Source organism: Mesorhizobium sp. M2A.F.Ca.ET.042.01.1.1, assembly GCF_003997405.1.
GTDB lineage: Bacteria > Pseudomonadota > Alphaproteobacteria > Rhizobiales > Rhizobiaceae > Mesorhizobium.
Genome location: NZ_RZRX01000035.1, coordinates 1 through 18610, shown reverse-complemented (window position 1 = coordinate 18610; position 18610 = coordinate 1). Strand labels below are relative to the sequence as shown.

General features: G+C 64.2%; 22 protein-coding genes. 15 read left to right on the top strand and 7 right to left on the bottom strand.

The window, feature by feature from the left end:
* The first annotated feature begins 42 nt into the window (after positions 1-42).
* Positions 43-1002, top strand: a complete 960-nt coding sequence (locus EOA23_RS08010; protein WP_126063311.1) for a DUF1402 family protein — start codon at positions 43-45, stop codon at positions 1000-1002.
* 7 nt (positions 1003-1009) lie between these two features.
* Here the strand turns inward: EOA23_RS08010 and EOA23_RS08005 are convergent, their stop codons facing one another.
* Genes EOA23_RS08005 through EOA23_RS07995 form a run of 3 tightly spaced genes read right to left on the bottom strand, consistent with a single transcriptional unit; the run spans position 1010 to position 3705 of the window.
* Positions 1010-2245 (bottom strand): FAD-dependent oxidoreductase, encoded by a 1236-nt coding sequence (locus EOA23_RS08005; RefSeq protein ID WP_127303515.1) that lies wholly within the window; start codon positions 2243-2245, stop codon positions 1010-1012.
* Positions 2242-2556, bottom strand: coding sequence for a MocE family 2Fe-2S type ferredoxin (locus EOA23_RS08000; RefSeq protein WP_126063309.1), 315 nt, complete (start codon positions 2554-2556; stop codon positions 2242-2244). Before EOA23_RS08000 ends, EOA23_RS08005 begins: the two co-directional genes overlap by 4 nt.
* Before the next feature lie 45 nt (positions 2557-2601).
* The gene (locus tag EOA23_RS07995) at positions 2602-3705 is read right to left on the bottom strand and encodes a fatty acid desaturase family protein (RefSeq protein ID WP_127303514.1); all 1104 of its coding nucleotides are present in this window, start codon (positions 3703-3705) and stop codon (positions 2602-2604) included.
* Between the two features lie 189 nt (positions 3706-3894).
* Here EOA23_RS07995 and EOA23_RS07990 point away from each other — a divergent pair, with 189 nt between their 5' ends.
* Positions 3895-4926, top strand: coding sequence for a LacI family DNA-binding transcriptional regulator (locus tag EOA23_RS07990; protein ID WP_127303513.1), 1032 nt, complete (start codon positions 3895-3897; stop codon positions 4924-4926).
* Here the strand turns inward: EOA23_RS07990 and EOA23_RS07985 are convergent.
* Entirely contained in the window at positions 4923-5117 is a 195-nt protein-coding gene (locus EOA23_RS07985; RefSeq protein WP_127303512.1) for a hypothetical protein, read from the bottom strand. The two genes, EOA23_RS07990 and EOA23_RS07985, sit on opposite strands and share 4 nt — an antisense overlap.
* Positions 5118-5280: 163 nt before the next feature.
* Between EOA23_RS07985 and EOA23_RS07980 the strand changes: the two genes are divergently transcribed.
* The 9 genes from EOA23_RS07980 (at position 5281) to EOA23_RS07945 (ending at position 12203) form a co-directional block, all read left to right on the top strand.
* A complete protein-coding gene (locus EOA23_RS07980; RefSeq protein ID WP_042637612.1) occupies positions 5281-6222 on the top strand; it encodes a sugar ABC transporter substrate-binding protein in 942 nt (313 codons plus the stop codon).
* A 109-nt stretch (positions 6223-6331) separates the two neighbouring features.
* Entirely contained in the window at positions 6332-7408 is a 1077-nt protein-coding gene (locus EOA23_RS07975) for an ABC transporter permease (protein WP_127303511.1), read from the top strand.
* Between the two features lie 2 nt (positions 7409-7410).
* Positions 7411-8181 carry an ATP-binding cassette domain-containing protein gene (locus EOA23_RS07970; RefSeq protein WP_127303510.1) on the top strand — a complete coding sequence of 257 codons (771 nt, stop codon included), beginning with the start codon at positions 7411-7413 and terminating at the stop codon, positions 8179-8181.
* A 75-nt stretch (positions 8182-8256) separates the two neighbouring features.
* Positions 8257-9249: an inositol 2-dehydrogenase gene (iolG, locus tag EOA23_RS07965; protein WP_126063304.1), complete on the top strand. Its 993-nt coding sequence runs from the start codon at positions 8257-8259 to the stop codon at positions 9247-9249.
* A 21-nt stretch (positions 9250-9270) separates the two neighbouring features.
* Positions 9271-10065 carry an SDR family oxidoreductase gene (locus tag EOA23_RS07960; protein ID WP_127303509.1) on the top strand — a complete coding sequence of 265 codons (795 nt, stop codon included), beginning with the start codon at positions 9271-9273 and terminating at the stop codon, positions 10063-10065.
* An 80-nt stretch (positions 10066-10145) separates the two neighbouring features.
* Entirely contained in the window at positions 10146-10409 is a 264-nt protein-coding gene (locus EOA23_RS07955; RefSeq protein ID WP_127303508.1) for a type II toxin-antitoxin system Phd/YefM family antitoxin, read from the top strand.
* Positions 10406-10828, top strand: coding sequence for a type II toxin-antitoxin system VapC family toxin (locus tag EOA23_RS07950; RefSeq protein ID WP_127303507.1), 423 nt, complete (start codon positions 10406-10408; stop codon positions 10826-10828). Before EOA23_RS07955 ends, EOA23_RS07950 begins: the two co-directional genes overlap by 4 nt.
* Positions 10829-10892: 64 nt before the next feature.
* A complete protein-coding gene (locus tag EOA23_RS36895; RefSeq protein ID WP_281058745.1) occupies positions 10893-11024 on the top strand; it encodes a hypothetical protein in 132 nt (43 codons plus the stop codon).
* Between the two features lie 87 nt (positions 11025-11111).
* Positions 11112-12203, top strand: coding sequence for a 3-deoxy-7-phosphoheptulonate synthase (locus EOA23_RS07945; RefSeq protein ID WP_127303506.1), 1092 nt, complete (start codon positions 11112-11114; stop codon positions 12201-12203).
* Between the two features lie 102 nt (positions 12204-12305).
* Here the strand turns inward: EOA23_RS07945 and EOA23_RS07940 are convergent, their stop codons facing one another.
* Positions 12306-12941, bottom strand: a complete 636-nt coding sequence (locus EOA23_RS07940) for a LysE family translocator (RefSeq protein ID WP_127303505.1) — start codon at positions 12939-12941, stop codon at positions 12306-12308.
* Between the two features lie 126 nt (positions 12942-13067).
* Between EOA23_RS07940 and EOA23_RS07935 the strand changes: the two genes are divergently transcribed.
* Positions 13068-13769 carry a YafY family protein gene (locus EOA23_RS07935; RefSeq protein WP_127303504.1) on the top strand — a complete coding sequence of 234 codons (702 nt, stop codon included), beginning with the start codon at positions 13068-13070 and terminating at the stop codon, positions 13767-13769.
* A gap of 15 nt (positions 13770-13784) precedes the next feature.
* Here EOA23_RS07935 and EOA23_RS07930 read toward each other — a convergent pair whose 3' ends face one another.
* Together EOA23_RS07930 and EOA23_RS07925 are read right to left on the bottom strand one after the other, a co-directional pair.
* Complete coding sequence (locus EOA23_RS07930) at positions 13785-14585, bottom strand: class I SAM-dependent methyltransferase (RefSeq protein ID WP_127303503.1); 801 nt, start codon at positions 14583-14585, stop codon at positions 13785-13787.
* A 111-nt stretch (positions 14586-14696) separates the two neighbouring features.
* On the bottom strand, positions 14697-15809 hold the full coding sequence (locus EOA23_RS07925; RefSeq protein WP_189341542.1) for a LacI family DNA-binding transcriptional regulator: 1113 nt from the start codon (positions 15807-15809) through the stop codon (positions 14697-14699).
* Between the two features lie 53 nt (positions 15810-15862).
* Between EOA23_RS07925 and EOA23_RS07920 the strand changes: the two genes are divergently transcribed.
* The 3 genes from EOA23_RS07920 to EOA23_RS07910 all read left to right on the top strand — a co-directional run.
* The gene (locus EOA23_RS07920; RefSeq protein ID WP_127303502.1) at positions 15863-16117 is read left to right on the top strand and encodes a hypothetical protein; all 255 of its coding nucleotides are present in this window, start codon (positions 15863-15865) and stop codon (positions 16115-16117) included.
* A 316-nt stretch (positions 16118-16433) separates the two neighbouring features.
* Positions 16434-17396: a sugar-binding protein gene (locus EOA23_RS07915; RefSeq protein WP_042637531.1), complete on the top strand. Its 963-nt coding sequence runs from the start codon at positions 16434-16436 to the stop codon at positions 17394-17396.
* 106 nt (positions 17397-17502) lie between these two features.
* Positions 17503-18610, top strand: a 1108-nt coding sequence (locus EOA23_RS07910; protein WP_145966408.1) for a sugar ABC transporter ATP-binding protein, incomplete at its 3' end; no start/stop codon positions are given.

Here is an 18610-nt window from a genome sequence, read left to right as displayed (position 1 = left end):
CGTGCGCTTTTCCTAGTTTGCCGCGAATTCAAAGGCGGCGGCATGAAGAAATATATCCTGCTTTTTCTGGGCATCGCTTTGGCGGCGGCGGTGACGATCGCCGATGCCGCGACCATGGTGCCTCCGGGCAATCGCAACGCCGTGCAGCCGGACATTCCGGGCGCGTCCAGCCGGCGCACCCAGGCAACCAACACCACCTTCCAGGCCAAGTACCGGAAAGTCTACGCCTTGCTGCAGAACGATGCCGAGCTGCGCGGCAAGATCAGGAAGGTGGCGGCGGCCTACGGCATCGATCCGATGCATATCGTCGGCGCCATCGTTGGCGAGCACACCTACAATGTCGACGCCTATGACCGCCTGCAGACCTACTACGTCAAGGCGATGTCCTATCTGTCGAGCAAGCTGACTTTTGCCTATGAGGGCGAGGATGTCAGCGATTTCGTCCAGCGGCCGGAATTCAAGAAATGCGCCGGCATGGACGACAGCTACGATCTGTGGGAATGCCGCGAGCAGGTGTGGAACCATGCCTTTCGCGGCAAGACCGTCGGCGGCACGAGCTTCCCCAACGACCGCTTCGGCGCCACCTTCTTCCAGCCCTATTACGCCGGCCAGACCTTCGGTCTCGGCCAGCTCAATCCACTGACCGCGCTGCAGATGAGCGATCTCGTGCACAAGGTCTCCGGCCTGCCGAAGCTTGATGTCGAGGATCCCAATGCGGTCTACAAGACCATCATGGACCCGGACCTGACGCTGCCTTACGTCGCCGCGACCATCCGGAAGTCGATCGACGCCTATCGCGGCATCGCCGGCTTCGACATCTCCCACAATCCGGGACTTACCGCCACGCTCTACAATGTCGGCAACCCCGAGCAGCGCGCCTATGCGCTGAAGGCCGAGAACGACAGACGCCGCGCCGCCGGCGAACCGGAAAAGCTGCCTGAGGAGAACTATTACGGCTGGCTGGTCAACGACAAGCTGGATGAGCTGAAGGCGCTTTTTTAACCAGACCTCAAGCCGCCAGCAGCGACTTCAGCTTGACCGCTTGCGAGCCGAGCGCTTCCGGCGCCGGACTCGCACGCTTTGCGATCAGCATCTCCGCCAGGCGGATATCGCGCGCCACAGCATTGCCGGGGCCGATGCCGCTCGCGGCGACCAGCCTGCCGTCCTCGGCCAGATGGAACAGGATGAAGGCGCCGTCGTCGAGGTCGCGCCGCACGATGCTCTTGCCCTCATCCGAAAGCCCGGCGATCTGCAAGGTCAGGCCGTACTGATCCGACCAGAACCAAGGCACGGCGGCATGTGCCTCGTTGGCGCCCAGCATGTTTCTGGCGGCCAATGCGCCCTGTTCCTGCGCGTTGCGCCAGGCTTCCAGCCGCACGCGCCGGCCGCCATAGATCGCCAGCGGAAACGAGCAGCAATCGCCGGCGGCGAAGATATCTGGGTCGGCGGTGCGCAAATGCTCGTCGACGGCGATGCCGTTATCGATCGCGAGCCCTGCCTCGGCGGCAAGCGCCGTCACCGGCACGGTGCCGATGCCGATCACCGCAAGATCGGCAACGATCCTCTGTCCGTCGGCCAGCGTGATGCCGACTTCCTTGCCTTCATCGGCAATCGCCGCAATCCCCTGGCCGGTGCGGATCGCAACGCCCTCGGCCTCATGCGCGTTGTGGATGATTTCCGCGATCTCGGCCGGCACGCCGCGCATCAGGATGCGCGGCTGCGCCTCGATGACGGTGACCGTGGCGCCGAGCTTGCGCGCCGCGGCGGCAAGCTCCAGCCCGATGAAGCCGCCGCCGATGATGGCGACACGCTTTCCGGCGTTGAGATGGGCGCGGATGGCAAGCGCATCGTTGAAGGTCCTGAGATAGACGCAGCGGCCGCCAAGCCCCGGCATCGGCAGCTGGCGCGGCACGGAACCGGTCGCCAGCAGCAACTTGTCATAGGAAAGGGAAGAGCCGTCGGACAGGTGCACGCGATGTGCGGCGCGGTCGATCGCGACCGCCCGGACGGAATGGATGTGCCGGATCGCGCGTTCGGCGAAGACCGCGTCGCTGGCGATCGCCTTGATGGCGGGAGCCTCTCCGGTCATCGCTTCCTTCGACAGCGGCGGCCGCTCATAGGGCAGATGCGGCTCGTCACCGACCAGTGTCACCAGCCCCTCATAGCCGAGATCGCGGAGCGCAAGCGCGGCGCGCCCGCCGCACTCGCCCGCACCGATGATCACCATCCCCGCCATCGCCGTCATCCGACCTGGATCAAGACCTTTCCGGCGTCGACCTTGACCGGATAAGTCCTGAGGTTGACGCAGACCGGCGCGCCGCGCGCGTCGCCGGTCTTGTAGTTGAAGCGACCATTGTGCTTGGGGCATTCGATGATGTCGTCCATCACCAGCCCGTCCGCCAGGTGTACCTTTTCATGCGTGCACAGGCCGTCGGTGGCGAAATATTCGTCGTCCGGGCTGCGGTAGATGGCGAAGGTGCGTCCGGCATGGTCGAACCGCATCACGTCCTCTTCGTCGATATCCCCGGCCGCGCAGGCCTCGACCCAGTCGCTCATCTTGTTCTCCGCGAAAATCGGTCAATTAAGCACTTCGGCAGCTCACTAGGCCGCGGCCGCCACCGGATTGTAGTTGTGCAGTTCTTCCCGGTAGGGCTTCGCCGTCGGCGGCAGCGCGCGCTTGAGGAAATAATCCTCGTTGCGCAGCTGGCGCAGGAAGGCCGGGATCATCTCGCGATAGCCGGCCAGGATCGAAGGCGTCGGCGCCGGCAAATCGTGCTTGATCAATTCATGCAGCTTCGGCAGCGCGTGATAGGGCACCATCGGGAACATGTGGTGTTCCACATGGTAGTTCATGTTCCAGTAGATGAACCGGCTGATCGGATTCATCAGCACCGTCCGGCTGTTCAGGCGGTGATCGATGACATTTTCGGCGAGTCCGCCATGCTGCAGCAGGCCGGTCATCACGTGATGCCAGGCGCCATAGAGGCGGGGCAGGCCGACGAGCATCAGCGGCAGCCATGAATGCAGATAAAATGCCAGCGCGATGGTCGCGATGTAGATGACGAGCCAGATGCGGGCGACGCGGATCGCCTTCGGCTGCTCCGGCTCGGGAATGAAGGTCTTTTCCGCGGCGCTGATGACGCCGGCTGCATTGCGCACCGTGTCGACCATTGCGTGCCAGGCGTCGAGACTACCGAAGAAGTTCAGCGCCACGCGCAAAAGGTCCGGCGGGCGCATGACGGCGATCTCGGGATCGCGTCCGACGATGATGGTGTCGGTGTGGTGGCGCGTATGACTCCAGCGCCAGGTCACCGGGTTGCGCATGATCATGAAGCAGGCGAGCTGGTAGACGGCGTCGTTCATCCACTGCGTGCGGAAGGCCGTGCCGTGGCCGCATTCATGCCAGCGGGAATCGGTCGAGGAGCCGTAGAGCGTGCCGTAGACGAAGAAGAACGGCACGCACCACCAGCTGCCCCAGAACCAGATCCCGCCCGCGGCGCTGATCACGAATGCGGCCAGCCAGATGATGGTGTCGCGGATCGCCGGCTGGTCGGAGCGCTGCATCAGCTCTTTCATCTGCTTGCGCGGGATCTCGGTGTGGTACCACTCCGCCGCAGCGAGCCCGTTCTCGACCGCGAGCCTGGCGTCCCGCCCGGTCAGGCTGTAGTCGCGCGGCGACGCCGCCGAAGATGTGATTGCCGTCATTGGGATTCCTCCGCCAGCCCTTGGCGAACCGCCCGACCGTGCAGGGCTCGCGCCATCGCTGACTTTCTACTTCAGCATAGCCGCAAGGTCTGATAGTCTCAACATCACAAAGATAGTTTCTATCATTTCCTATCAGAATGAGCTATGGGTGAGCCGGGTACCCGGAGTGGGACAAGCGAGGAAGCATTCATGGCAAAGCGCCCGACCATCACCGATCTCGCGCGCGTCTCCGGCGTCAGCGTCGCCACCGTCGACCGGGTGCTGAACAGCCGCCTGCCGGTGCGCGAGGAGACGGCGCGGCGGGTTTATGACGCCGCCACCGAGATCGGCTATCACGCCGCCGGGCTGATCAAGCAGCGCATGCGCCAGGAATTGCCGGAATACCGGCTCGGTTTCCTGCTGCTCAGGGGCAATGACGTCTTCTATGGCGATTTCGCCAGGGAGCTCGAGCTGGCGGTCGCGCAGTCGCAGCGTTTTCGCGGCGTTGCAACCATCGATTTCGCCGCTTCGCTGGCGCCCGATGAGATCGCCGCCCAGATGCGTGGGCTGGCGGCGAAATCGCGAGCCATCGCCGTCGTCGGCCCGGACCACCCGAACCTGACGGCGGTCGTGGAGACGCTGAAGGCGAGGGGGCAGCCGGTCTTCTCGCTGCTGTCCGACTTCGCCGCCGGCATCCGCGAGGGCTATGTCGGTCTCGACAACCGCAAGGTCGGGCGCAGCGCTGCCTGGATGATCGCCAAGGCCGCCAGCAAGCCCGGCAAGGTGGCGCTGTTCGTCGGCAGTCATCGCTTCCACGGCCATGAATTGCGCGAGATCGGCTTCCGCTCCTTCTTCCGCGAGCACGCGCCGGACTTCACCGTGATGGAGACGCTGGTCAACCTAGAGGCCAATGACGTGACGCATGACGCCATGCTCGACCTCCTGGCCCGCCATCCCGATCTCGCCGGCTGCTATGTCGCCGGCGGCGGCATGGAGGGCGCGGTCTCGGCGCTGCGGAGGGCGCGCCCGACCGAGATGCCGGTCGTGATTTGCAACGAGATCAATGCCGTCTCGCGCGCCGCACTCGCCGACAACATCCTCACCATGGTGATCTCGACGCCGCTCGCCGCGCTTTGCCGGGAACTCGTCGGACTGATGGCCCATGCCATCGAAAGCGGCGCCGCCAATGCGCCTGGGCAGACCTTCCTGCCATTCGACATCTATCTGCCGGAAAATATCTAGGCGCCGATCGCGATATAGCCGATCTGAAAGAATCCATCAGCCTGACGGATTCTTTCATCGCGGTTCACCCGGACTCGGGCGCCAATTTCGGTGAATTTGGTCCTCGCACCGTCCATGGTGATCGAAAAACCGGCCGCCCCGGTCGGAATCGCCCTTGACGTTTTCAAAACGAAATGGAATAAATATTTCACCAAATAGGCCTTTTGGTCCTTTCGTTCCGGGAACGGATGTTCGAACGAACGAAGAGGCGTTCCAGTCGAATTGGCGACGCCGCATGGCCGCAGGGAGAGATCCCCCGGGCAAACCGGGGATTCCGGTTCAATAGGTGCAGCCGGACACCAAGTGGAGGAGAAAATGAAGAAACTTCTTTTGGGCGTCGCGCTTTCGGCGCTGATGTGTTCATCCGCCTTCGCCGCCAAGATCGGCGTTTCGATGGCTCTTTTCGACGACAACTTCCTCACCGTGCTGCGCAACGGCATGATCGCGCAGGCCAAGGGCATGGATGGCGTCGAGCTGCAGGTCGAGGACGCGCAGAACGACGTCGCCAAGCAGCTCGACCAGATCAAGAACTTCGCCGCCTCGGGCGTCGACGCCATCATCGTCAACCCGGTCGACACCTCGGCCACGCAGGCGATGTCGGACGCGGCCGCCGCGGCCAAGATCCCGCTGGTCTATGTCAACCGCGAGCCGGTCAATGTCGACAAGCTTCCCGACAACCAGGCCTTCGTCGCTTCGAACGAAGCCGATTCCGGCACGCTCGAGACCAAGGAGGTCTGCCGCCTGTTCAAGGAAGCCGGCAAGAAGGAAGCCAATGTCTATGTGATCATGGGCGAGCTTTCCAACCAGGCCGCGGTGCAGCGCACCAAGGACATCGACGAGGTCATCGCCACGCCGGACTGCAACTTCATCAAGATCATCGACAAGCAGACTTCCAACTGGAAGCGTGACGAGGCGCAGAACCTGATGACCAACTGGCTGTCGTCCGGCAAGGCCTTCGACGGCGTCATCGCCAACAACGACGAAAGCGCCATCGGCGCCATCCAGGCGATGAAGGCCGCCAATATCGACATGAAGTCGGTCGTCGTCGGCGGCGTCGACGCCACCCAGGACGCGCTGGTGGCGATGCAGGCGGGCGATCTCGACGCGACGGTCTTCCAGGACGCCGCCGGCCAGGGCGCCGGCGCGCTCGACGCCGCGCTGAAGCTCGCCAAGGGCGAGAAGGTGGACAAGAAGGTCTACATCCCGTTCCAGCTCGTGACACCGGCGAACATCGACAAGTTCTTGAAGAAGAACTGAGGCGCCTCGATACGGGGCGGCGCGTCCAATCGGAACAGCGCGCCGCTCCGCCCTTCCTCCCGCCCGCGCGCGGGAGGCCGGACAGCTGCGCCCGACGGAGGAAGAAGACGTGTCACAGACATCGCATGGCATTGGCGGGCTGAGCTATGACGCCAAGAAGCGCCCGTGGCCGGCCGAGTTCAACGTGTTCCTAGCGCTGGTTATCCTCGTCGCCGCCTTCGAGCTGGTCGGCCGCGTCTTCCTTGGCGACAGCTTCTTGTTCAACACCCGCGAGAACGTCTCCGGGCTCTTCAACGAGCAGCGCCTGCAGATCATCATCCTGCAGGTGTCGATCGTCGGCATCATCGCCATCGGCGTCACCCAGGTCATCATCTGCGGCGGCATCGACCTCTCCTCGGGCTCGATCGTCGGCGCCACCGCCATGATCGCCATGAGTTTCGCGCAGGTCGCGACCGTCAACGGCAATCCCAATCCCAAGGCGATGTTTTTGGCACAAGGCTGGACCGACCTGCCGGTCATCGTGCCGCTGCTGGTCGCGATCGGCTGCGGCCTGCTTGCCGGCCTGATCAACGGCCTATTGATCGCCTACACCCGCATTCCGCCCTTCATCGCCACGCTCGGCATGATGGTCACCGCCCGCGGCATCGCCAAATGGTGGTCGAAAGGCCAGCCGATCTCGTTCCCGACCGACAGCTTCGCGGCTATCGGCAAGGGTCTGATGCCCGTCGTCATCTTCATATCGCTGGCGATCCTGTTCCAGCTCATTTTGACCTATACGAAATACGGCAAGCACTGCTACGCCATCGGCTCCAACGAGGATGCCGCACGCATGTCCGGCATCAAGATCGCCAACCACAAGGTGCTGGTCTATGCCATCGCCGGCATCCTAGCCGCGCTCGCCGCGGTGGTGCTGTCGTCCAAGAACCTCACCGCCCAGGCCGGCATGGGCGTCATGTACGAGCTCGACGCCATTGCCATGGCTGTCATCGGCGGCGTCTCGCTGTCGGGCGGCCGCGGCTCGATCATCGGCACCGTGATCGGCTCGCTGATCTTCGGCGTCATCATTTCCGGCTTCACCTTCCTGCGCCTCGACGCCTACTATCAGGAGATGGTCAAGGGCGTGATCATCGTTGGCGCGGTCGTTCTCGATCAATGGCGCCAGCGCCGCCGCGCGATAGGAGCTTGACCATGTCCGACATCGTTCTGAAGACCGAAAACCTCACCAAGCATTATGGCGGCGTGCACGCGCTGCAGGAGGCGAATTTCGAGCTGCGCAAAGGCGAGCATGTCGCCATCATGGGCGACAACGGCGCCGGCAAGTCGACCTTCGTGCGCCAGATCACCGGTGTCGAGCAGCGCACCGAGGGCAAGATCTGGTTCGACGGCAAGGAGGTGAACTTCGCCGGCCCGATCGAGGCGCGCGAGGCGGGCATCGAGACCGTGTTCCAGAACCTCGCTTTGGCCGACGATCTCGACGTGCCGTCGAACTTGTTCCTCGGCCGCGAGAAGGTGCTGTTCAACCTCGGCCCCTTCTCCATCCTCGACCGCAAGGCGATGCGCAAGGCGACCGAGGCAGCGCTTGTCCGCACTGCGGTGAAGATCCCGAACCTCTCCAGCACCATCCGCCACATGTCGGGCGGCCAGCGCCAGTGCGTGGCGATCGCCAGGACCGCGACCTTCGCCTCCAAGCTGATCATCATGGACGAGCCGACCGCGGCGCTCGGCGTGCAGGAGACCGCGCAGGTCGAAAACATCATCCGCACGCTGAAGGAGAACGGCGAGCCGTTGATCCTGGTCAGCCACAACATGCGCCAGGTATTCGACCTAGTCGATCGCATCGTCGTCTTTCGCCGTGGCCGCATCGTCGCCAATTTGCGCAAGCAGGACACCGACGGCAACGACATCGTCGCCTACATCACCGGCGCCAAGACCGGACAGGCGGAGCTGCAGGCTGCCTGACGGCGTCGCGACGAACCAATCATCCGCGCCGCAAGGCGCGGATAGGCCTACAAACCCACCCTCGAAGGACATTCCATGACACTCCGCTTCGCTCTCCTCGGCGCCGGCCGCATCGGCAAGGTGCATGCCCGCGCCGTCGCTTCCAACCCGCAGGCGAAACTCGTAGCCGTGGCCGATGCCTTCGAGAAAGCGGCGACGGAGCTGGCCTCCGCCTATGGCGCCGAAGTGCGCAGCATCGATGCCATCGAAAAGGCCAAGGACATCGACGCCGTCATCATCTGCACGCCGACCGACACCCATGCCGACCTGATCGAGCGCTTCGCCAAGGCCGGCAAGGCGATCTTCTGCGAGAAGCCGATCGACCTCTCCGTCGAGCGCGTCGAAAAATGCCTGGCGGTGGTCGAGAAGACCGGCGCCACGCTGATGGTCGGCTTCAACCGCCGCTTCGACCCGCATTTCGCCGCCGTGCGCAAGGCGATCGACGACGGCGCCATCGGCACGGTCGAGATGGTCACCATCACGTCCCGCGATCCCGGCGCCCCGCCGCTCGACTACATCGCCCGCTCCGGCGGCATTTTCCGCGATATGACCATCCATGATTTCGACATGGCCCGCTTCCTGCTCGGCGAGGAGCCGGTTGCCGTCAGCGCCCACGCCTCGGTGCTGGTCGACAAGAAGATCGGCGAAGCGGGCGATTTCGATTCGGTCAGCGTCATCCTCGAGACCGCGTCCGGCAGGCAGGCCGTCATCTCCAACTCGCGCCGCGCCACCTATGGCTACGACCAGCGCATCGAGGTGCATGGCTCGAAGGGCATGGTCGCGGCCGAGAACCAGCGGCCGGTCTCGATCGAGCTTGCCAACGACAAGGGCTACACCCGCCCGCCGCTGCACGACTTCTTCATGACCCGCTACATCGACGCCTATGCCAATGAGATCGCCTCCTTCATCGCCGCGGCGACTGCCGGCAAGAAGGCGGCGCCGAGCGGCAAGGACGGACTGATCGCGCTGAAGCTGGCCGACGCGGCTTTGGAGTCGGCGAAAACGGGCAAGACCGTCCGCGTCGACTGACTGTTTTACAGGAGCACAGCGATGAGCGGTTTGGCCGGTCGCAATTCAGAAACACGCGCCATCGTCACCGGCGGCGCGCAGGGCATCGGCTTCGCCGTCGCGGAAGCGCTTGCAGACGAGGGCTGCCGCGCGCTGGCGCTGATCGGCCGCTCGCAGGAAAAGGGCGACAAGGCGGTGGCAGTGCTGAAGAAAAACGGCGTCGACGCCATCTTCATCAGCGCCGATGTCGCCAAGGTCGCCGACTGCAAGCGCGCCGTGGAGACCGCGATCAGGCATTTCGGCACGCTGAATGCGCTGGTCAATGCCGCCGCCACGTCCGCGCGCGGCTCGTTGATCGAGACCACCGAGGAGTTGTTCGACCAGATCTTCGACACCAATGTGCGCGGTCCCTTCTTTCTGATGCAGGGCCTTGTCGCGCATCTGCTGGAACGCAAGGCGCCGGGCTCGATCGTCAATGTGCTGTCGATGTCGGCGCATGCCGGCCAGTCGTTCCTCACGCCCTATTCGACCAGCAAGGGCGCGCTGATGACGCTGACCAAGAATGTCGCCAGCGCCTACCGGAAGAACCGCATCCGCTGCAACGCCGTGCTGCCGGGGTGGATGGACACCGAGGGCGAGGCGATCGTGCAGAAGAAATGGCACGGAGCGTCGGATGACTGGCTGGAGAAGGCAGAGGCAGCGCAGCCGATGGGCCAGCTGGTCAAGCCGGCGCAGCTAGCCCGGCTGATCACCTATATGCTGAGCCCTCAGGCCGGCGTCATGACCGGCTCGCTGGTCGACTACGACCAGAACATAGCCGGCGTGATAGGAGAGTAATTCGGTACAGCTGAGGTCCTGTTGCAGCAGCATCGCGATACCCATATAGTCATGATAGTCATATTAGTCATGAGGATGCGATGCTAACGTCACCTAAAGATGCCAACTGGACGGTCGCCGGGGCAAAAGCTCGCCTATCCGAGGTCATCGAGCGCGCACAGTCTTCACCGCAGACAATCACCAAAAACGGCAAGCCAAGCGTGGTCGTGGTCTCAGCGGAGGAATGGCAACGAAAGACGGTACGTAAAGGCACGCTTGCGGAGTTCCTGCTCGAATCGCCGCTGCGTGGCGCCGATATCGACCTGGAGCGGCAACGCGACCAACCGCGTGATCTGCCGCTGTGAGGCTGCTGCTCGATACGAATGTCCTGTCCGAGGTGACAAGGCCGGCGCCGAATGCACGCGTTCTAAACTGGCTGGACGGCCTTGATGAAGATCGCTCCTTCATCAGTGTCGTGTCGATCGCCGAGATCCGGCGCGGCGTTGCCCTCATGGATGAGGGCCGCAAACGCGAAGCACTGGCCGAATGGCTCGCTCGGGATTTACCGCAGCGCTTCGAGCAGCGGGTTTTGCCGGTGGATGAGTCGGTTGCCTTGGCCTGGGGCGACCTGATGGGCCTTGCCAAGCGCAGCGGTCGCGGTTTGTCGTCGATGGATGGCCTGATCGCAGCCACTGCCATCGCTGCGGAGCTCATCTTGGCAACGCGCAACACGAAGGATTTCGAGGGCTTTGGAATAGAGCTCTTCGATCCTTGGAACGCATGAATTCGGGCCCGTATATCGAGTGTAAAGAGCGTCCCATTTGCTCCGTCACAAGAGAATCGAGACGATGTGTAGCTTCAAGACAGGTGACAAGCGCGCCGCCATCGACTATATGAGCCGCATGATCCACCTGACCGCCTCGTTTTGGTACTTTAGCTACGGTAGCTCGCTGGCGGCGGGAGGATTGCGCTCGATCTGAAAAACTCCAGATCAAATCCGACAAGCCGCCAGACCTGGCGGCTTTTTTGTTTCAGCCGGCAGGTCTCCTAACAAGGAGCAGAAAGCCGTGTTGACCACCACAGACGACCTTCGGGTCACCGAAATCAGAGCCTTGAGCACGCCGGACGAGGTGATGCGCGAGATACCGCGCTCGCTCACCGCGACGCGCACCGTTGCCGCCTCGCGCAACGCCATTCATTCGATCCTGACCGGGGCCGACGATCGACTGCTTGTCATCGTCGGCCCTTGCTCCATCCACGATCCGGTCGCGGCCGTTGACTATGCCAGCCGTCTGGCGGCGCTGCGCGAGACCCTGGCCGACCGGCTCGAGATCGTCATGCGCGTCTATTTCGAGAAGCCGCGCACCACGGTCGGCTGGAAGGGTCTCATCAACGATCCCGATCTCGATGGCAGCTTCAACATCGAGAAGGGCTTGCGCATGGCGCGCAACGTGCTGTCGGCCGTCAACAATCTCGGTCTGCCGGCGGCGACCGAGTTCCTCGACATGACCATCCCGCAGTATATAGCCGACCTCGTCGCCTGGGGCGCCATCGGCGCGCGCACGACCGAAAGCCAGATCCATCGCGAGCTGGCGTCCGGCCTGTCCTGCCCGGTCGGCTTCAAGAACGGCACCGACGGCAATCTCAGGATCGCCGGCGAGGCGGTGAAGTCGGCAGCCCAGCCGCATCATTTCATGGCGGTGACCAAGGGCGGCCGCAGCGCCATCGCGGCGACCACCGGCAATGAGGATTGCCATGTCATCCTGCGCGGCGGCATTCAGCCGAACTACGATGCCGCAAGCGTCGATGCCGCCGCCGCCGAGCTCGGCCGCATCGGCGTCGCGCCGCGGCTGATGATCGATGTCAGCCACGCCAACAGCGCCAAGAAGCCGGAGAACCAGCCGAAGGTGGCGCATGACGTTGCCGGTCAGGTCGCAGCCGGCGACGAGCGCATCATCGGCGTCATGATCGAGAGCAATCTCGTCGCCGGCCGTCAGGACGTCGTGCCCGGCAAGCCGCTTACCTATGGCCAGAGCATCACCGATGGCTGCATCGACTGGGCGACCACCGAGACGGTGCTGCACGGCCTCGCCGGCGCCGTCGAATGGCGCCGGTCCGTGAAGCGCGAGTTGCTCGCCAGCCGCCAGGGCGCGGCGTGACGCTCTCTCCTTCCCCCCTTGTGGGGGAAGGTGGATCGGCGCGAAGCGCCGAGACGGATGAGGGGTGTTGGAAGGAACGCGGCGTGAATTCTGTCTCAGGATTTACGCCGCCCTCAACCCTTCCCAGGCGGTGAAGACCGAAACGGCAAACAACAGCAGCCCTGCGCCGCGTCCGGCCAGGATGGTTGCCTGCGGATTGTCGACCAGCAGCCCCCGGCTGCGGCCCGCTGTAACGGCGAGCCCGCCATAGATCGCCGCCTGTGTGGCGACCGTCAGCAATCCCATGATCGTCGCCTGCATCCAGATCGGACCGTAAGCCGGCTTCAGGAATTGCGGATAGACGGCAAGGATGAAGAGATAGGCCTTCGGATTGATCAGGCAGGTGACCAGGCCCTGGCGGAACGCCTTCCAGGCCGAGCGACTGCCGGCTGGCCCGTCATCGCCGACGGTGATCGAGCTGCGCATCAGCGAAATGCCGATATAGGCCATATAGGCGGCGCCGACGATAAGCAGCGGCGTGAACAGCACCGGCACGAAATGCATGAGCAGGCCGACCCCGATCGCCCCGTTCAGCGTGTGCACCGCGCCGCCGAGCATGATGCCTGCGGTCGCGGCCAGGCCACGGTTGCTGCCGCCGGTCAGCGCATTGGCCAGCACGAACAGCATGTCCATGCCCGGAACGGCGACGATGCCGAACAAAAGCACGAAGAACAACCAGAGGTTTTCGGCATAGCTCATGTCAGTTGTCCGTCGCTTCGGTCGCAGGGACGAAAAGGAATCTGTTGATTTTCAATCGGGTAAGCCGCCCTATAGGTCACTCCAACTGACGGGGATGTGTCAGTTGCGTTTCGGTCGGGTGGAAAAATGCGCAAGGCTTCGCGCCTGTTCGAGATCATCCAGATCCTGCGGCTGGCCAGGAAGCCGGTGACGGCGGCGGCGATGGCCGGACAACTGGAGGTGACGGTGCGCTCGGTCTATCGCGATATTGCCGCGCTGCAGGCGATGCGCGTGCCGATCGAGGGCGGGCGCGGCATCGGCTATATCCTGCGCCCTGGCTTCGACCTGCCGCCGCTGATGTTTTCCATCGAGGAGATGGAAGCGATCGTGCTGTCGCTGGCGCTGCTCGAACGCACCGGCGATGCTGAGTTGAAGCAGGCGGCGAAACGCGTCGGTGCCAAGATCGCCGGCGCCGTGCCGCCGCCCTTGCGACAAACCCTCGACGCCAACGCCCTTCACGCCTGGGGTTTTGCCGCCCCTTCCGCTTCCGCCGTCGACCTTGCTCTGGTTCGCCGCGCCATCCGCGACGAGGAGAAGCTCAGCCTCTCCTACCGCGACGAGGCGGGACGGGCGAGCGAGCGCATCATCCGTCCGGTCGCGCTGATCTATTATGCCGAGACCGCCAACATCGTCGCCTGGTGCGAATTGCGCCAGGCCATCCGCAATTTCCGCAGCGACCGTATCGAGGATTGCCGGCCAACGAACCTGTGGTTCAAGGGCGAGGGCGACCGGCTGCGGCAAGTCTGGGTCGACGGCTGGGAGATCAATGCCGCAGCCGTCGGCAACTGACGCGCTGCCCCGGCTTCAGGGCACGATGCCGCGACAGGCCCAGGCGACATTGGCGAAGGATCGCGGGCCATCGGGCCGGCCGGCCTGATAGGCATCGCGCAGGGCGGCCTCGACGCGCTCCCGCTCGGCCGCGTCCAGTGTGGTGATGTATTTGCCGAGCGGGCCTTCTCCGGCGCCGATCGGCGCCCAGAGGTCGTCGAAATTCGCGTAGTCCATCCGGATCATCAGCTCGGCCTCGGTGATATCGGCCAGGCCTTGCTCGACGAAGGTCCGCTTCATCTCGCCCGGCTGCATCATCGGCTGGAAGCAGTAGCGGCTGCGCATCTGTCGTCCGCTTTCGCTGAGCGCGGCAATCGTGTCGATCATCATGCGCATGCCGGTCATGCCGCCGTAATGGTCCCAGACCACCGCCGCGACCACGCCGCCTGGTCGCACCACGCGGCGCATCTCGGCCACCGCCTTGCCGGCCTCGGGCACGAAATGCAGCACCAGCAGCGCCAGCGCGCGGTCGAACGCATCATCCCCGAAAGGCAGCGCCGTGGCATCGGCCTGGCTGATGGTGATGCGCGGATCGGTGTTTTTCTCCTTTGCCGCCGCGACGAAGACAGGCGAGAAGTCGATGGCCTGGATCTCGGCAAGATCGGCCGATTTCGCCAGCTCGAAGGTCAGGCTCCCGGTGCCGCAGCCGACATCGAGGATTGTCTCGCCGGGGGCAAGCCCGGCGAAATCGATGAATTTGGGCGCGAGCCTTTGGCTCCAGCGCCCCATGAGTTGCTCGTAACCGGATGCAGCATGGACGGTGAAGGTGGACGTCATCGGAGCCTCCCATTTATGAGCTTAAGCTAAACGACGGCACAATTGCTGCATAGGTGCCGGGCGATCTGCAACATCGGCAGCAAGGTAGCCGACCGAGTCGGCGGTTATGGGTTATGTAGGTAATTTCACGCCCGCCACGCTCTCCCGTTCCACCAGCGGGCACTCCAGCTTGGTGATTGGATAGCGGCCGCGGCCGGGCGTCGGCGGGGTTTCGAGCTGCTCGATCGCCCATTGGCCCATCGCCAGATGCGGCAGGATCGAGGTGGTCAGCGGCGGGAAGAGATGGCGGGCGATCTCCTCGTCGTCATAGCCGACCACGGAGATGTCCTGCGGGATATGCAGGCCGGCTTCCTTCAGCGCCTCGTAGCAGCCGATCGCCGTGCGGTCATTCTGGCAGAAGATCGCGGTGGGACGTTCTTTCAGCGCGAGCAGCTTCACCGTCGCGGCATAGCCGGCGCTGGCCGACCAGTCGCCCTCGACCACCAGTTCGGGATCGAAGGGGATGTCAGCGGTGGCGAGGGCCCGGCGGTAGCCCTTGAGCCGGTCCTGCGCGGCCTGCATCCACGGCTCGCCGGTGATGGTGGCGATGCGGCGATGCCCATGCGCGATCAGGTGTCTGGTCGCGCTCTGGCCGCCGGCGATCTCGGAGGGAACCACGGCCGGGAAGGCATAGTCGGCGGTGTAGCAGTTGAGCAGGATGACCGGGATGTCGAGGCTGTAGAGGAAATCCGGCGCCGTGATCTCGCGCGTGAAGATGGTCATGTAGATCAGCGCCGAGATGCCGCGCCGCGTCAGTGCTGAAATCGCGCGCGGCTCCATCACCGCGTCCCCCATGGTCTGCGCCACCAGGAGCACGTTGCCGGCGTTCCACGAGGCCTGCCGCGCGCCCTCGATGGCGACCACCGCCTCGGGACTGGTGGCGAGCTGGTCGACAGCGAAGCCGATGACGCCGTCCAGGCCCTCGAACGGCGTCACCGGCGGCCTGAGCGCCGAGAAGACCGGCGGCGAATAGCCCAGCGCCCGCGCCGCCTCGATCACTCGGTCGCGTGTCTGCTGCGATAGCCTGATGCCCGGCGAATTGTTGAGCACGAACGAGACCGTCGCCTGCGAGCAGCCGGCGGCGCGCGCAATGTCGGTCATGGTCACGCGCCCCTTCGGCTTGGCCGCCAGCTTGCGGCGCCTGGAAGCCCCGGGAGGATCGCGCAGGTCCGTCGGTTCGCTCATGGTCGTTTCCCAAACCCAGCCGGCTCTAAATCAAAGGCGGCGGCAACGGCAAGATGGTCGAGGCCATTGCGTTTATCGAGATGCGCCAACTAATACATATTAGCAGGCATCGCATGCAAATCGCCGGCTACGCCGCTTCACGACGAAACCGGTCAGACAAGGTCAGCAATGCTGACAATTCGGTCATTTTCCGCCCGGCTGCAGACTTTGCAGCGCTCGCCCTCCTCACTCCCGGCACGTCCTTCGGCCAGCGTCTCCTCCGCGTCGAAAACGCGCCTCTCGGCTTCATAACTAATAGCCTTTACTAATAGCGGCAAGCGTTCTAATGTCAACTCGCCGTGGCTGTCCGGGCATCCGTTCGGCGCGGCAGGTGCGAGGGACGCTTGCTCGAAATCCGGCTTTTATCGCCGGTCTGGGCCTGCATCCGTTCTCACGAAATGTCGGACAAATCGGACTATTTACGAACGCCACATGAGTGTCTAGTGTCTCGACCGCGGCCCGATCGGCACCGTTCTTAAGTCGGCGGACCTTCGCGCCATGCCCTTGAGGAGGAGGGTTGTCCGGACCGCGGCCGAGACATCGGCGACGAGTTCCACAGTCAGGTTCTACAAGGGAGGTTGAACTATGAAATCCATGATCCGTAACGCATCTGTCGCCGCGGCGGCCCTGCTCATCGGGCTTGCGGCCACGGCGGTTACCCGCGCGGACGACAAGCCGACGCTGGCCTTCGTCGTCAACGGTGCGTCAGACTTCTGGAAGGCGGCGGAAGCCGGCGTGAAGAAGGCGCAGGGCGAATTGCCCGACTACAATCTCGAGTTGAAGTATCCGGAGCAGTCCTCGGTCGCCATCCAGCAGCGGCTGATGGATGACCTGGTGACGGCTGGCGTCAAGGGCATCATGGTCTCGGCCGTCGATCCCAAGACCTCGACCGACGGGCTGAACAAGATCGCCTCGGAAACTGCGCTGTTCACCACCGACTCCGATGCGCCGCAGACCAAGCGCGTCGCCTATATCGGCTCGTCCAACGTCGACGCCGGCAAGCAGGCGGCCGAGATCGCCAAGAAGGCGATGCCGGACGGCGGCAAGTGCCTCGGCTTCGTCGGCCTGCTCGGCGCCGACAACGCCAAGGAGCGCATCCAGGGCATGAAGGACGGGCTCGCCGGCAGCAAGATCGAGCTGGTCGACGTGCGCGGCGACGATATCGACCAGGCGCGCGCCAAGAAGAATGTCGAGGACGCGCTGGTCGCCAGCCCCGACATCACCTGCATGGTCGGCTTCTACTCCTACAACACGCCGCGCATCTATGAAGCGCTGCGCGACGCCGGCAAGCTCGGCCAGATCACCGTCGTCGGCTTCGATGATGATCCGATCACGCTGGGCGGCGTCAAGGAAGGCACTGTTGCCGCCACCGTGGTGCAGCAGCCCTTCGAATGGGCCTATCAGGGCATGAAGCTGATGGCCGCCTATCTCAAGGGCGACAAGTCGGGCATCCCGGCCAACGGCTTGATCATCATCCCGACCAAGATCATCGGCAAGGACGATGTCGACGCCTACGCCGCCAACCTCAAGGCGATGCAGGGCAAGTAAGCCCGGCACAGTTGCGCCGGCTCAAGGGGTTTCTTGAGCCGGCGTTCGTATTGACGGACCCGCCAAGGCCGGTCAGTCTGTGGCCCACCGGCTGCTGTCAGGCGCGATGACCTCTACCGACACCACTCACCCAGACACCGCTCCGTTCCTGAGCCTCGAGGCCGTGCGCAAGACCTATCCGGGCGTTGTCGCCCTAGACAGGTTCTCGATGGAGGTCCGGCCCGGCGAGGTCATCGGCCTTGTCGGCGAGAACGGCGCCGGCAAGTCGACGCTGATGAAGATCCTAGGCGGCGTGACGCGGCCGGACAGCGGCACCATCACCGTCGATGGCGTCGCGCATGACGGGCTGACCGTCGAGCAGAGCATCGGCTCCGGCATCGCCTTCGTGCACCAGGAGCTCAATCTCTTCGAAAATCTCGACGTCGCCGCCAATATCTTCTTCGGCCGCGAGCCGCTGAAGGCCGGGCCGTTGAGGCTGGTCGACCGCGCCAGGCTGCGCGAGATGGTGGCGCCGCTCCTGAAGCGCGTCGGCGCCAATTTTTCTGCCGACGCGCCGGTCGCGTCGCTGTCGCTCGCCCAGCAGCAGATGGTCGAGATCGCCAAGGCGCTTTCGATCAGGGCCCGCCTTGTGATCCTCGACGAGCCGACCTCCAGCCTGCCGATGGCGGAAACCGAGAAGCTGCTCGACGTCATCAAGGGGCTGAAGGCGCAAGGCATCAGCGTCATCTTCATCTCGCACCGGCTGCACGAGATCGAGCGCGTCGCCGACCGCGTCGTGGTGCTGCGCGACGGCACGCTGGCCGGCACGCTGGCGAAGGACCGGATCAACCACGACGAGATGGTCAGGCTGATGATCGGCCGCATGCTGAAGGAGCGCGAGAAGGCGGGCGAAGCCACGCGCGCGCCGGGCAGCGTCGCGCTGTCTGCCGAGGCGATCCGCACCAGCACCTATCCGGACCGGCCGGTCAGCATCGAGCTGAGGCGCGCGGAGATCCTCGGCCTCGCGGGCCTGGTCGGCTCCGGCCGCACGGAGCTCGCCCGCGTGCTGTTCGGCATCGACGAGCGGCTGGCCGGCAGCGTCACGCTCGACGGCAAGCCGCTCAATGTCGGCTCGGCCGCCGACGCGGTGGCGAACGGCATCTTCCTGGTGCCGGAAGACCGCAAGCTCACCGGCATATTGCTCGATCTCTCGATCGCGCAGAACATTACGCTGC